We start from the raw sequence: 13639 nt of genomic DNA on the forward strand, positions 1-13639 counted from the left end.
GAGCCGGCGCTGTCGGGGCTCTCCCGGCCGATGATCGGCTGTAGCCTTTCCTGGTCGACGGACGATCGAGTGCGCTGGGGCCGTATACGAGCCGGCATCGCAGCAGGCGAACGGATTCGACCCAGTCCGGATCGGCCCAATCAAGTGATTCCCGATGCCATTTCTCTCCGTCGGGCGCGCGGCAGGGCCCGCATTGGCGAGTGCAATGGAGGTGCGTGGCCGCCGTCGGCGCGCATCGGAGGGCTCCGTCGGGCCCTGGAGCGCGTCGCGACAATCGTTAAAAATGTGTAAACAGAACGACTTGCGCGGCGACACCCGGGAAAGTGGCGTTTCTGCAACAGCGCCTCGAAAACGCCACAACCGGCCCTCGTTTAGGTTGATCCAAAAGAGGCTGTCGGACATGTTGGCTCTGCGTTCGGGGGCGACCCGGCCGCAGATTCGAGCCTGGCGCTATGCTCAGCCGCAATGCCGAGGATGACGGCAGGCTCGACAGGTTGGGGGAAAAGGGGACTTTCCGAGGGGCGGCTCCGCCGGCTGAGGAAAAAGAACCGCTCCCGAAGGGTCTCGAAACTTTGGAGGTCACTATGAAGCTCGCCAAGAGCCTTCTCCTCGGATCGGTTGCCGGCCTCGCCGCGGCCGCTGGGGCTCAGGCCGCCGATCTTCCCATGCGGAAGGCTGCGCCTGTCGAGTACGTTCGTGTTTGCTCGGTGCACGGCGCCGGCTTCTTCTACATCCCGGGCTCGGACACCTGCATCAAGATCGGTGGTCGTGTCCGCGCTGAGTACCGCTACCTCGAGCCGACCGGCAGCTGGGGCACGACGAGCACGCTCGTGGCGCCTGTCGGCGGTGGTGCGGTGACTTCGGTTACCACTCCTGTCTACAACCCGGGCCGTCGTTCCGACGCCACCGGCTTCCGCGCTCGCGGCCGTATCAACGTCGATGCCCGTACCGCCACCGAGTGGGGCACGCTGCGCACCTTTATTCAGGTCGACGTGACCGCCGACACCGGCAACTACCTGAGCGCCGGCCGCAACGGCTTCGGTCCGGGTACCGATACGACGAGCGTCGCCCTCGACAAGGCCTACATCCAGTGGGCTGGCATCACGGCTGGTCGTATCAGCTCGTTCTTCGACTTCTACGCCTCGGCCATCAACTTCGGCTCGGGCTACATGGCGTCGCTGGGCTCGGATAACGGCTCGGTCAACACCCTTGCCTACACGGCGACCTTCGGCAACGGCTTCTCCGCGACCCTCGCCCTTGAGGATCGTAGCGCGGTCGTCCGTAACGTTGCGAGCACGGCCAACGTTCTCGGTGGGACCAACAACATTCTCGGCGGCCAGCGCATGCCGAGCATCGTCGGTAACCTCCGCGTCGACCAGGGCTGGGGTTCGGCTCAGCTGTCGGGTGTCGTGCAGCAGCTCAACTCGTCTGCGCTTGATCGGCTCGGCGGCCGTATCGACACCGAATACGGCTACGCGATCCAGGCTGGCGTGAAGTTCAACGTGCCCATGCTCGCCGCCGGCGACGCCCTGTGGCTGCAGGCTGCTTACGCTGACGGCGCCCTCGGCCGCCTCGGCCTCGGCAACCTGACCACCTTCGGCACCCTTTATGGTGTGGCCGTCGATGGTGTTGAGCTCAACGGCAGCATCAAGCGCACGAAGGGCTGGGGTGTGACGGCTGCGTTCCTGCACTACTGGACGCCGTCGATCCGTCAGGCCGTGTTCGGTAACTACACGGCTGTCGACTACTCCGGGTCGGCCATCGCTGCCTACTCGACGCCTGGTGGTTTCGCGACCATCAACGACTTCAAGATCTGGACGGTCGGCACGAACGTGATCTGGTCGCCGGTCAAGGCCTTCGACATCGGCGTCGAGGTGCTCTACCAGAAGCTCGACCCGAAGGGCCGCTTCATCTTCCCGAACGGCTCGTCCAAGGCCGACGTGGACGTGTGGGAAGCTCGCCTTCGCTTCCAGCGCGACTTCTGATCTCATCCCGCAAGGGTGATATCGAGACCCCGGCGCGTCAGCGCCGGGGTTTTTCTTTTGTGCCGAGGGCGGCGCGGACATCGGCGCGGGCGTCGTCGGCAAAGCGGTATCGTCAACGGCGGCAACTGAAGACGAAAGGTGGGGCCGTGACGCCGCCTCCCTCCAGTACTGGACGCCCTCGCTAGCCATCCCTGTTGGGCGCGACAGGTCGCTCGACGAATCGGCAGTGACGCTGCAGCAGGATTTCGAGGTCTGTAGCGGCGGCAGAGACGTGGTGGCCGGTCTCAATTTCGACCTCGGCCTTGATCGTCTGCCAGCTGCGCGCCGTCGACGGCGACCTGGCGTTGGTCTTTCTCAACGGCTTGGAAGAATTCGCGAAACGCGCCTGCGGCTGCAGCGCTGGCCCTGATCCTCACCACCGGGATAAGGCGAAGTCCACGCAGGACATTCGCGAGGGCTTTCGTTCTTCCGATCCCGCCGGCAGCCTCAGCCGAGATGGCGGATGAAGGAGAGGATGGGGCGCCTGACGTCCTTGTGGCTCGTCAGCGGTGCGTGGCCCTGGGCCGGGATTTCCACGGCCTCCAGCCGCTCGTGGGCAGCACGCATGCGTGCCAGCGTGTCGGGCGACAGGATATCCGAATTGGCGCCGCGCAGTGCGAGCACGGGCACGTCGGCGAGGCCGCCGAACAGGGGCCACAGCTCCGGCAGCTTGGATTCGAGGTCGAGCATCTCGAGTGTCTTGAGCAGCGCGGGGTCGTAGTCCGGAAGAAGGTGCCCGTCTGCGTCCTGGCGCCAGGTCGTCGCCGCCATCTCCCGCCATTCGGCATCGCTCAGGGCCGGGAACTGCGCGTCCTGCAGGCGCCGCAGGATGTCGACGGCCTCCTCGATGGTGCGCGGGCTCGGCAGCTTGCCGACATAGCCGCGGATGCGCATGAGGCCGCGCGCCTCGATGATCGGGCCGATGTCGTTGAGCACGGCGGCGGCGATCGCCGCCGGGCGGGCGGCGGACAGGGCCATGGTGATGAGGCCGCCGCGCGAGGTGCCGATGAAGATCGCGCGCTCCACGCCGAGGGCGGCGAGCGCCTGCATGAGATCGTCGAGCTCGACGCGCACGTCGTAGTTGCGCCAGTCGCGGTCGCGCTCGGAGGCGCCACGCCCGCGATAGTCCACCGCGAGCACCCGGCGCGGGCGCTTTTCGTCGGCGACGAGATCGAGCGCAAGCGCATGGAAATCCGCCGCGGTGCGGGCAAGCCCCGGAAGGCAGACCACCGGCAGGGATCGGGCGGGCGCCTCGGGCACATAGTCGCGAACGTGCAGGCGCAGGCCGTCGCGCGCGGTGACGAAGCGGCTCTCGTAGGTGTCGGTTCCGGCGGGCAAGGGCGGCAGTCCGTGAAAATCGGCGGGCGATCGGGCCGGCGCGGAGGCCGGCCGCCGCAAGCTGGTCTAGTTGGCGCCGCGGCGCAAGTCCTCGTCGATCAGGAGCGCCGTGCGGCCGTCCACGCGCTCGCGGTAGACCTGCAGGTTCTCCATCACCCGCTGCACATAGTTGCGCGTCTCGTTGAAGGGGATGCGCTCCACCCAGTCCACCGGGTCGACGCCCGGACTGCGCGGGTCGCCATAGGCCGCGATCCAGCGGCGCACGTTGCCGGGGCCGGCGTTATAGGCGGCGAAGGTCAGGATGTAGGAGCCGCGCCAGTAACCGACGAGCTCGCCGAGATGGGCGGCGCCGAGCGTCGCGTTGTAGGCCGGATCCGCCGTCAGCCGGTTGAGGTCATAGGCAAGACCCGCGCGCTTCGCCGTCTCGCGTGCCGTCGCCGGCATGAGCTGCATCAGGCCGCGCGCGCCGGCGGGCGAGATGGCGCCGGGATCGAATGCGCTCTCCTGCCGGGCGATGGCGAGCACCATGGCACGCTCCACGGCCGCCCCGGCGGCGTCGACGGGTGGCACCCCGTCGGTCGGGAAGGCCTCGGCATGGAGGAGGTGACCCGCATAGAGAGCCCGCTTGCCGATGAGGAGACGTCCGCGTGCGTCGTTCGCTTCCGCCGCGATCTCGGCGAGAAGGGCGAAGGTTTCGGCATCGTTTGCCGTGCGCGCCGCCTGGGCCAGGAGCGGCACGCTCAGGTTCGCATCGCCGAGGCGGTAGGCGAGGCGCAGTGCACCGATGAGCGGGGCCGCCTCCGCGCCGGCACGCGCGGCCGGGTCGGGCAGGGCCGCGGCCTGCACGGGCACTTCGGCCTCGCCGAGCCTGTGCCGCGCCAACTGGCCGTAATAGGCCGTGCCGTGCCGTGCGGCCTCCTGGTAGAAGACCCGCGCCTCTTCGCTCCGTCCGGCCGCCTCGGCGGCACGGGCGCGCCAATAGGCGACGCGGGAGACGGAGATGGGCAGGGTGGCAGAGGGGGCGGCCTCGGCGAAATGCGCTGCCGCGCGCTCCGGCTCGTTGAGGAAGCGCAGGGCGATGAAACCGGCGAAGAAGGCATTTTCGATTCTCGCCGTCTCGCTCTGGGCTTCGTTGACCCGCGCCACCGCATAGGCGGCGCGTGCATCGCCGGCGTCGAGGAGGTTGCGGGCGAGGATCCGCCGCTCCAGCGCCCAACTGTCGCCGTCGGCGAGCGCGGCGACGACGCGCGGAGCGTCCTCGAGCGCCTTGGCCGCCTCGAGGAGCTTCTCCTGCCGGCGCAGCATGCGGGCGCGCGCGAAGACGTAGGCCGGCGTGCTGCGCAGTTCGGCGGGCACGGCGTCGAGCAGCTTGCCGGCGCCGGTCGGGTTCTTCATGGCGGAGCCGAAGGCCTTGAGGAGCGCCTCGTGGCCGGGCCCCAGCGCCTTGGCCTCGGGCAGGGCCTCGACGAGCCGCTCGGCGAACAAAAGGCGCTCGAGCCGCCGCTCGTGGTCGGAGCGCAGCAATTCAGAGCCGAAGCGGGCATTGATCCGCTTCTCCAGGGCATCGCTCATCGCCTCGCGGCGCCAGACCCGCCGGGCGATCTCGGCGGCGTCGCTGTCGTGGCCCTCGGCGGCCAGCATCTCGGCGAGGGCGATCTGCCCTTCGGGGCTCACGGGCTCGCGGGTCGCGAAGAAGCCGCGCACGACGCGGGCCGGCTTGGCCTCTTCGAGCAGGGCCTGTTCGGCCCTCTTCTGCAGGCCGTCCTCGCCCGGCCAGCCGGGGTGCCGGTTGAGGAAGGTGTTGATCCGCTCGAAGGCGAGCGCACGGGCGTTGTGGCGCAGCGCCACCCATTCGGCGAGCGTGCGCGCGGCCGGCGTCTCGAGGGAGCGGGCCAGCGCATCGCCGTCACTGACGCGGCCGGCGCGATAGAGCTTGATGGTCTCGTCGAGCGTCAGGAGCGGCGAGGGGGCGGGGTTTTGCGCCGCCTCGTTCTCGGGCCGGGCAGGGGGATCGGGCAGCGAGACGCGGGTGGCCGTGCTCTCCGGGCGCGGCGGCGGCAGCACGGCCGCGCGGCTCGGCCGCTGCACGGCCACGGTCAGGACGACGGCGCCGACGAGCCCGAGCGCCGTGCTCGCGGCGAGAAAACGTGTGAACGGCTTCATCGCGCCCTCGTCGCGAAGATGACGGCCTCGATCACGCAGGTATGGATTGTCCCAGCCCTCCGTTGAGGAAATGCTAACGTTGTTCGGACGCTGAAACGGAATGGCGCCCCTTTGCCTCCACCTCAATGAGCGGTATGACTGCGGCAGACGTATGGCCGTCCGACCATGCGCCATTCCCGCAAGGACAACGAACGCAGCTGCGTTTTGGAGCGACAGTAATGACGACGCATCGCCTCTTCACCGGTTCACTGACAGCGCTCGTGACGCCGTTCAGGGACGGGAAACTGGACGAGGCGGCCTTTCGCGGGCATGTCGCGTGGCAGATCGAGAACGGCACGCACGGCCTCGTGCCCGTGGGCACGACGGGCGAGAGCCCGACACTGACCCACGACGAGCACAAGCAGGTGGTGGCCTGGTGCATCGCGGAGGCGAGGGGCAAGGTGCCGGTCGTCGCCGGGGCCGGCTCGAACAACACGGCCGAGGCCATCGACCTCGCGCGCCATGCCGAGAAGGCGGGCGCCGACGGGCTGCTCGTCGTCACGCCCTACTACAACAAGCCGACCCAGGAAGGGCTCTACCAGCACTTCAAGGCCATCAACGATGCCGTCGGCATCCCGATCCTCATCTACAACATCCCCGGACGGTCGGTGATCGACATGAGCGTCGACACCATGAAGCGCCTGTCGGAGCTGAAGAACATCACCGGCGTCAAGGACGCGACGGCCAATGTGGCGCGCGTCAGCCTGCAGCGCGAGGCGATGGGGCCGGAGTTCAACCAGCTCTCGGGTGAGGATGCGACGGCGCTCGGCTTCATGGCCCACGGCGGCCACGGCTGCATCTCGGTGACGGCGAACGTTGCCCCGAAGCTGTGCTCGGAGTTCCAGGAGGCGTGCCTCAGGGGCGACTACAAGGCCGCCCTCGCCATCCAGGATCGGCTGATGCCGCTGCACACGGCGCTCTTCGTCGAGACCAATCCGTCGCCGGCGAAGTACGGCCTGTCCATCCTCGGCCGCATGAGCGAGGAGACGCGCCTGCCGCTCGTGCCGGTGACGGAGGCGACCAAGCGCCAGATGCGTGCCGCCATGGTGCACGCGGGCTTGATCAACGCTTGAGAAATGACCATGTCCGCCGCGGCGGCGAGAGCCGCTGCGGCGAACGGGGATGGGTGACGTGTCAGCGAAGAACAACAAGACGCCCGGGCCGCGCGTGGTGGCGGACAACCGCAAGGCGCGGTTCAACTACGAGATCCTCGAGAACATCGAGGCCGGCATCGCGCTGACGGGCACGGAAGTGAAGTCGCTGCGCGAGGGCAAGGCCACGATCGGCGAGGCCTATGCCGGGCCGTCGGGCAACGAGTTCTTCCTGTTCAACGCCTATATCCCGGAATATCTGCAGGCCAACCGCTTCAACCACGAGACGCGGCGCCCGCGCCGGCTGCTGCTGCACCGCCGGCAGATCAACAAGCTGCTCGGTGCCACCCAACGCGAGGGCTTCACGGTCATTCCGCTGCGCGTCTATTTCAACGAGCGCGGCCGCGCCAAGGTGGAGCTCGGCCTCGCCCGTGGCAAGAAGCTGCACGACAAGCGCGAGACCGAGAAGCAGCGCACCTGGGAGCGCGAGAAGGCGCGCGTGCTGCGCGAGCGCGGCTGAGGTCCGGTCAGCGGCTGGGGAGGAGCCTTTGACGAAGCATATCTCGTTCGACCATTGCGTGATCCACGTGTCCGACTGGTCGGTGTCGCGCAAGTTCTATTGCGACGTGCTCGGCGCCGAGGCGGTGCCGGTGCGCAGCGGCTTCGCCTTCCGCTTCGGCGCCATGCAGCTCAACTGCCATGGCCCCGGCCAGCTCGGCGAGCCGCGGGCGCGGCTGCCGGTGATGCCGGGCAACAGCGATCTGTGCTTCGAATGGCACGGCACGATCGAGGAGGCGCTCGCCCATCTCGCCGCCCATGACGTCGCCGTCGAGCTCGGCCCGGTGGAGCGCTTTGGCGCGCGCGGCCATGGCACCAGCGTCTATTTCCGCGACCCCGACGGCTCGCTGCTCGAGTTCATCGCCTACGCCTGAGGCGCGCCGTCAGGCCTGTGCCGGCAGCGCCTCCTCCTCTTCCATCTCCTTGAGACGCCGGTCGGCGTAGTGTCGCGCCAGCACGGCGCAGGCCATCAGCTGGATCTGGTGGAAGAGCATCAGCGGCAGCAGGATGATGCCGGTGTCCTGCCCGGCGAAGATGACCTTCGCCATCGGCACGCCGCTCGCGAGGCTCTTCTTGGAGCCGCAGAAGACGATGGTGATCTCGTCCTCGCGGCTGAAGCCGAGAAGCCGCGCGGCTGCGGTCGTGACGGCGAGCACGAGGGCGAGCAGCACCACGTCGACGCCGACCATGACCGCGAGGTCGAGCGCCGATAGCTTGTGCCACAGCCCGTCCACCACCGCGTGGCTGAAGGCGATGTAGACGACGAGCAGGATGGAGCCGCGGTCGACGAGGCCGAGGATGCGGCGGTTCTCGATCACCCACTTGCCGATCTTCGGCTGCAGGACCTGTCCGACGACGAAGGGCAGGAGCAGCTGCACGAGGATGCTGCCGACGGCCTCCAGCGACGGCCCGCTGCCGCGCGCGCTGAACAGCAGCCCGACGAGGAGCGGCGTCAGGAACATGCCGAGGATGTTGGAGGCGGAGGCCGAGCAGACGGCCGCCGAGACGTTGCCGTGCGCGATCGAGGTGAAGGCGATCGACGACTGGATCGTCGACGGCAGGACGCACAGGAAGAGGATGCCCGCATAGAGCGCCGGGCTGAGCAGCGTCGGCACAAGGAGACCGGCGGCGAGCCCGAGGAGCGGGAAGAGCACGAAGGTGGCGGCGAACACCATGAGATGGAGCCGCCAGTGCGTGAACCCCGCGATGACGGTCGCCCGCGACAGGCGCGCGCCCTGCAGGAAGAAGACGAGCGCGATGGCGATGTCGGTGGCGATGCTGAACGGCTCCACCAGCGCGCCGCGCACCGGCAGGACGCTCGACAGCGCGACGATGCCGAGGAGCGCGAGAAGAAACCTGTCCGCCAGGAGCCGCAACATGATGCCACCTCGGTTGAGAGCCTCGGCGGCACATCTAGCCTGCGGCTGGATTATTTGGAATTGTGCTGATGCGGATATCAGTCATCGCGAAACGAGATAGCCATGTACGATCCCGTGCTCCTGCGCACCTTCGCCGCCGTCGCCGAGGCGCGCAGCTTCACCGGCGCCGGGCGTCTCCTCGCCATCGGCCAGTCCACGGTGAGCCAGCATGTGCGCAGGCTGGAGGAGGCGGTCGGCCGGCGGCTCGTGGCGCGCGATACCCATTCCGTGACGCTGACGCCGGACGGGGAGGCGATGCTGGGCTTCGCGCGCAACATCCTGGAGATGAACCGCCGGGTCGAGCGCTATTTCGAGGGGGCGGAGCTGCGCGGCAAGCTGCGCTTCGGCGCCTCGGAGGATTTCGTCCTGTCGCGCCTCGCCGAGGTGCTCGGCGACTTCGCCCGGCGCAACCCTTCCGTCGATCTCGAGATCACGGTGGCGCTCAGCGGCATTCTCAACGAGATGCTGCAGGCGGGCGAGCTCGACCTCGTGCTCGCCAAACGGCGCATCGGCCAGGAGCAGGGCACGCTCGTGCGCCGCGAGGCGCTGGTCTGGGCCGCGGCCAATCCGGCCCTCGTCGTCCCGGACCGGCCGGTGCCGCTCATCGCCTTTCCCCCGCCCAGCATCACGCGGGCGGTGGCCATCGAGGCGCTGGAGCGGGCGAACGTGCCGTGGCGGATCGTCTGCACCTCCGGCAGCCTGAGCGGCCTGCGTGCGGCTGCGGTGGCCGGCCTCGGCGTCCTCGTGCAGCCGCGCAGCATGCTGCCCGCCGGGCTGGTGGAGCTGCGCGCCGGGCGTCATCTGCCGGAGCTGGAGGAGGTGGAGTTCGTTTTGGCCGCGGCCGGCCGGGAATTCACCGGGCCGGCGCGGGAGCTCGCGGCGGACATCCTCGCCGGCAACGCCCGCCTGTCGATGTGAGAGGCGCTCAACGGCTGTCGAGATAGGCCTTCATGTCGGTGAAGACGGCGCGGAACATGTCCCGCGTCAGGCGGCCGGTGTTCGTGTTGTAGCGTGAGCAGTGATAGCTGTCGAAGAGGCGCACGCGGCCGATGTCGTGCGCCGCCTGGTGCGCGAAGGGTACCTTGCCGGGCGAGGCGCCGAGCGCGCGCACTGTGCTCTCGTGGGCGATGCGGCCGAGCGCCAGGATGGCGCTGAGCTCCGGCAGCGAGGCGATGGTGGCGGCGAGATAGCTGCGGCAGGTCTTGATCTCGGGGCCGGTCGGCTTGTTCTCCGGCGGCACGCAGCGCACGGCGTTCGTCAGCAGCGCTCCCTTGAGCTGCAGGCCGTCGTCCGGCCGCGCGGCGAAGACGCCGGACGAGAAGCCGAAGTCCGACAGCGTCTCGTAGAGCAGGTCGCCCGCATAATCGCCGGTGAACGGCCGGCCGGTGCGGTTGGCCCCGCGCAGGCCGGGCGCGAGGCCCACGATGAGAAGGCGCGCGCCCTTGTCCCCGAAGGAGGGGACGGGCGCGTTGTGCCAGAGGGGCTCGCGCGCGCGCCATTCGTCGCGGAAGGCGACGAGCCGCGGGCATTGCGGGCAGTCGGACGACGGTTCGATCATGCGGGGGAGAGGTATCAGCCCTCGTTGCCGCCGTCATCCCTCTCCGGCGGCGTCTGGCGGATGCCGTAGCGCCGCTCGAGCCCGCGGCCGCGCGGGCTGTCCTCGAAGCCGCCGTGCTGCATGCGCTGCATGCGCTCGGCCGGGTCCCGGCCGATGCGCGGCTCGAGCTGCATGATCTCGACGAACTCGTCGGCCTGGCGGCGCAACTCGTCCGCGATCATCGGCGGCTGGGTCGAGATGGTGGAAACCACCGACACGCGCACGCCGCGCCGCTGCATGGCCTCGACGAGCGAACGGAAGTCGCCGTCGCCGGAGAACAGCACCATCTCGTCGATGAAGGGCGCGAGCTCGAGCGCGTCGATGGCGAGCTCGATGTCCATGTTGCCCTTGACCTTGCGACGCCCGGAGGAATCCACGAATTCCTTGGTCGGCTTCGTCACCACGCGATAGCCGTTGTAATCCAGCCAGTCGATCAGCGGTCGAATCGAAGAATATTCCTGATCCTCGATCATCGCCGTGTAATAGAAAGCCCTGACCAGGCGCCCCCTGTCCTGGAACTCTTTTAAGAGCCGTTTATAATCGATATCGAATCCAAGTGTCTTGGTCGTTGCGTAGAGATTGGCGCCGTCGATAAACAGTGCGATACGCTGCTTGCTGCTCATGGATTATACTCGGGGGTCTTTTGGTTTCAGGTGGGGCGCTGGCGTTTCTGGTCTACGTCTCGGCTCGTGCGGTCCATGGCGAATTATGGAACAATTGACGCTCATGGAGATTCTGCGACCCCGTTGGCTTATCCAGCATTTGGGGGCAAGGTAGAGCGGCTAAACGTAACAGCATCGTAAATATTATTCTGTTATTTCTACCATTCCCGGCTTCTGGGTCAACAAAGGACGACTCTTCGCGAACGCTGCGCTGCAATAGAGCCCTGCCTTGCCGCATCCGGCTCGCCGGCGCGAGCAGGCCTGCGGAAGGTCTTCGTTCACGCCTGCCGAGCGCCCGCTGCTGCATCTCCCGGCGACTTCGGGCATGCTCCGTGCGAAGCCGGCCGCCCGTCACCCGTACATTTAAACTTGTCTATATCTACTAGACGAGTTGCGGGGGCTTGTCATGCGCTGCGTGCCACGCCGCGTGCAGAATTTTCAGCCCGTGACGCGAGTTACCTTGCTCACCACACGCTTTGCGCGAAGTTCGCCGATGATGGCGTTGAGGTGTTTCAAGTCCCACACGGACACATCGATCGTCAGATCGGTGAAATCCGGCGTCCTGCGGCGCATGATGACGTTGTCGATATTGCCGTCATGCTCGGCGATCACCTGCGCAACCGTAGCGAGCGTGCCCGGTTCGTTGATGGAGTTGAGCGCGATCCGCGCGGGAAAACGCTGCCGGTTGCTGTCCTCCACCGCCCAGCGCACGTCGAGCCAGCGGTCCGGCGCATCCTCGAAGGCGGCGAGGGAGGGGGACTGGATGGGGTAGATGGTGATGCCTTCGCCCGGCGTCAGGATGCCGACGATGCGGTCCCCCGGCACGGCGCCGCCCTCCGGCGCGAAGCGCACCGGCAGGTCGCCGTTGAGGCCGCGGATGGGGATGGCGCAGCTCGGGCCTTCCTCCCCGCCGGTGCCGGGCACCTTGAAGCGCAGGTTGTCCCCGCCCTTGATGTCGAACCAGCCGACGCCGTTGGCGCTGTCGCTGCTCGGCTTCCGGTCCTCCCGGTATTCCGGGTAGATGGCCTGCACCACATCGCCCGAGAACATCTCGCCGCGTCCGACGGCGGCGAGCACGTCGTCGATCGACTGCCGTGCGAGCCGCGGCAGCGCCGCCTTCAGCTTGTCGTCGGAGAAGGCCTTGCCGGCGCGCTCGAAGGCCCGGTCGAGGATCTGGCGGCCGAGGCCGGCATATTGCCGGCGCACGGCGCTGCGCGTCGCGCGGCGGATGGCGGCGCGCGCCTTGCCCGTGACGACGAGCGATTCCCACGCCGCCGGCGGCACCTGTCCCTCCGCGCGCACGATCTCGACCTCGTCGCCGTTCTGCAGCTCCGACAGCAGCGGCGCGATTCGGCCGTTGATCTTGGCGCCGACCGCCGTGTTGCCGACGTCCGTGTGCACCGCATAGGCGAAGTCGATGGGTGTCGCGCCGCGGGGCAGGGCGATGAGCCGCCCCTTGGGCGTGAAGCAGAAGACCTGGTCGTGGAACAGCTCGAGCTTGGTGTGCTCGAGGAACTCCTCCGGGCTGTCGCCCTCGGCGAGGAGATCGACCGTGCGCCGCAGCCACTGATAGGCCCGGCTCTCGTTCATCAGCGTGCCGCCGGCGCCGGTGCGCCCGTCCTTGTAAAGGGCGTGGGCCGCGATGCCGTACTCGGCGATCTCGTGCATCTCGGCGGTGCGGATCTGCAGTTCGACGCGCTGGTGCCCGGGCCCGATCACCGTCGTGTGGATCGAGCGATAGTCGTTCTGCTTCGGCGTCGAGATGTAGTCCTTGTAGCGCCCGGGCACCATCGGCCAGGTGGTGTGCACCACGCCGAGCGCCCGGTAGCAGTCGTCGAGGCTGTCGACGAGGACGCGGAAGCCGAAGATGTCGGAGAGCTGCTCGAAGGCGACGGACTTGCGCTCCATCTTGCGCCAGATGGAATAGGGCCGCTTGCGCCGGCCGGTCACCTTCGCCGCGATGCCCCGTTCGGCGAGCCGGGCCATCAGGTCGCGCTCGATGGTGTCGATCAGCGGGCCGTTGCGCTGGGCCACTTCCTCGAGCCGGCGGGTGATCGTCTCGTAGGCCTCCGGCTTCAGGTAACGGAAGGAGAGATCCTCCAGTTCGTCGCGCATTTCCTGGATGCCCATGCGCCCGGCGAGCGGGGCATAGATCTCCAGCGTCTCCTCGGCGACGCGCAGGCGCTTTTCCGGCACCACGTAGTGCAGGGTGCGCATATTGTGCAGCCGGTCGGCCAGCTTGACGAGCAGCACGCGCACGTCGGCGGCGATGGCGAGCAGCAGCTTGCGGAAGTTCTCGCCCTGCTTGGCCTTCTTCGACACGAAGTCGAGCTTCTTGATCTTGGTGAGGCCGTCCACCAGCGCGCCGATCTCCTGACCGAACATGCGGTCGATCTCTTCGCGCGTGGCGTCGGTGTCCTCGATCGTGTCGTGCAGGACGGCGGCGACGATGGTTGAATCGTCGAGCCTGAGGTCCGTCAGGATGGCCGCGACCTCGAGGGGATGGGAAAAGAACAGGTCGCCCGAGGCGCGCTTCTGCTGGCCGTGCGCCCGCATGGCATAGACATAGGCCCGGTCGAGCAAGGCCTCGTCCGCATCCGGATGATAACGTTTGACACGCTCGACGAGCTCATACTGCCGCATCATGGGCCGGTGACCGGGATCAGTTCTCAATTTTTCAAAAGATATCATGAAGATAGGCCGGTGGCGCAAGGGCTTGCACAGCGCCTCGACGCCGCAGCTTGCGTCC

Annotated in this window: 11 protein-coding genes; 5 read left to right on the plus strand and 6 right to left on the minus strand. The window is 67.9% G+C overall.

Translation table 11 applies throughout. From position 1 onward, the window contains the following. Positions 1–584 precede the first annotated feature (584 nt). Complete coding sequence (locus AL346_RS14865) at positions 585–1985, plus strand: porin (protein ID WP_019401529.1); 1401 nt, start codon at positions 585–587, stop codon at positions 1983–1985. 486 nt (positions 1986–2471) lie between these two features. On the opposite strand, the gene AL346_RS14870 is transcribed toward AL346_RS14865, so the two are convergent. Both AL346_RS14870 and AL346_RS14875 read right to left on the minus strand, forming a co-directional pair. Then, positions 2472–3362, minus strand: a complete 891-nt coding sequence (locus AL346_RS14870; protein WP_053194070.1) for an alpha/beta fold hydrolase — start codon at positions 3360–3362, stop codon at positions 2472–2474. 66 nt (positions 3363–3428) lie between these two features. Continuing rightward, the gene (locus AL346_RS14875) at positions 3429–5525 is read right to left on the minus strand and encodes a lytic transglycosylase domain-containing protein (RefSeq protein WP_019401527.1); all 2097 of its coding nucleotides are present in this window, start codon (positions 5523–5525) and stop codon (positions 3429–3431) included. A 218-nt stretch (positions 5526–5743) separates the two neighbouring features. Between AL346_RS14875 and dapA the strand changes: the two genes are divergently transcribed. Genes dapA through AL346_RS14890 form a run of 3 tightly spaced genes read left to right on the plus strand, consistent with a single transcriptional unit; the run spans position 5744 to position 7587 of the window. Beyond that, positions 5744–6637 (plus strand): 4-hydroxy-tetrahydrodipicolinate synthase, encoded by an 894-nt coding sequence (dapA, locus tag AL346_RS14880; RefSeq protein ID WP_019401526.1) that lies wholly within the window; start codon positions 5744–5746, stop codon positions 6635–6637. Positions 6638–6686: 49 nt separating this feature from the next. Further along, positions 6687–7175 carry an SsrA-binding protein SmpB gene (gene smpB, locus AL346_RS14885; RefSeq protein ID WP_019401525.1) on the plus strand — a complete coding sequence of 163 codons (489 nt, stop codon included), beginning with the start codon at positions 6687–6689 and terminating at the stop codon, positions 7173–7175. A 28-nt stretch (positions 7176–7203) separates the two neighbouring features. Then, positions 7204–7587 (plus strand): VOC family protein, encoded by a 384-nt coding sequence (locus tag AL346_RS14890; RefSeq protein ID WP_019401524.1) that lies wholly within the window; start codon positions 7204–7206, stop codon positions 7585–7587. A 9-nt stretch (positions 7588–7596) separates the two neighbouring features. On the opposite strand, the gene AL346_RS14895 is transcribed toward AL346_RS14890, so the two are convergent. Continuing rightward, positions 7597–8592, minus strand: a complete 996-nt coding sequence (locus tag AL346_RS14895; RefSeq protein ID WP_019401523.1) for a bile acid:sodium symporter family protein — start codon at positions 8590–8592, stop codon at positions 7597–7599. A gap of 102 nt (positions 8593–8694) precedes the next feature. Here AL346_RS14895 and AL346_RS14900 point away from each other — a divergent pair, with 102 nt between their 5' ends. Continuing rightward, entirely contained in the window at positions 8695–9549 is an 855-nt protein-coding gene (locus AL346_RS14900) for a LysR substrate-binding domain-containing protein (protein ID WP_019401522.1), read from the plus strand. Positions 9550–9556: 7 nt separating this feature from the next. On the opposite strand, the gene AL346_RS14905 is transcribed toward AL346_RS14900, so the two are convergent. The 3 genes from AL346_RS14905 to AL346_RS14915 form a co-directional block, all read right to left on the minus strand. Next, positions 9557–10189: a uracil-DNA glycosylase gene (locus AL346_RS14905; RefSeq protein WP_019401521.1), complete on the minus strand. Its 633-nt coding sequence runs from the start codon at positions 10187–10189 to the stop codon at positions 9557–9559. A gap of 14 nt (positions 10190–10203) precedes the next feature. Further along, positions 10204–10851 (minus strand): NYN domain-containing protein, encoded by a 648-nt coding sequence (locus AL346_RS14910; protein WP_019401520.1) that lies wholly within the window; start codon positions 10849–10851, stop codon positions 10204–10206. Positions 10852–11328: 477 nt separating this feature from the next. Further along, the gene (locus AL346_RS14915) at positions 11329–13536 is read right to left on the minus strand and encodes a bifunctional (p)ppGpp synthetase/guanosine-3',5'-bis(diphosphate) 3'-pyrophosphohydrolase (RefSeq protein WP_019401519.1); all 2208 of its coding nucleotides are present in this window, start codon (positions 13534–13536) and stop codon (positions 11329–11331) included. Positions 13537–13639 lie beyond the last annotated feature (103 nt).

Origin of the sequence: Chelatococcus sp. CO-6 (assembly GCF_001271345.1) — a bacterium.
Taxonomy (GTDB): Bacteria; Pseudomonadota; Alphaproteobacteria; order Rhizobiales; family Beijerinckiaceae; genus Chelatococcus_A; species Chelatococcus_A caeni.

Coding starts and splice junctions, on each gene's coding strand:
- AL346_RS14865 (WP_019401529.1), top strand. CDS start 585: ATGAAGCTCGCCAAGAGCCTTCTCCTCGGATCGGTTGCCGGCCTCGCC.
- AL346_RS14875 (WP_019401527.1), bottom strand. CDS start 5,525: ATGAAGCCGTTCACACGTTTTCTCGCCGCGAGCACGGCGCTCGGGCTC.
- dapA (WP_019401526.1), top strand. CDS start 5,744: ATGACGACGCATCGCCTCTTCACCGGTTCACTGACAGCGCTCGTGACG.
- smpB (WP_019401525.1), top strand. CDS start 6,687: ATGGGTGACGTGTCAGCGAAGAACAACAAGACGCCCGGGCCGCGCGTG.
- AL346_RS14895 (WP_019401523.1), bottom strand. CDS start 8,592: ATGTTGCGGCTCCTGGCGGACAGGTTTCTTCTCGCGCTCCTCGGCATC.
- AL346_RS14900 (WP_019401522.1), top strand. CDS start 8,695: ATGTACGATCCCGTGCTCCTGCGCACCTTCGCCGCCGTCGCCGAGGCG.
- AL346_RS14905 (WP_019401521.1), bottom strand. CDS start 10,189: ATGATCGAACCGTCGTCCGACTGCCCGCAATGCCCGCGGCTCGTCGCC.
- AL346_RS14910 (WP_019401520.1), bottom strand. CDS start 10,851: ATGAGCAGCAAGCAGCGTATCGCACTGTTTATCGACGGCGCCAATCTC.
- AL346_RS14915 (WP_019401519.1), bottom strand. CDS start 13,536: ATGATGCGGCAGTATGAGCTCGTCGAGCGTGTCAAACGTTATCATCCG.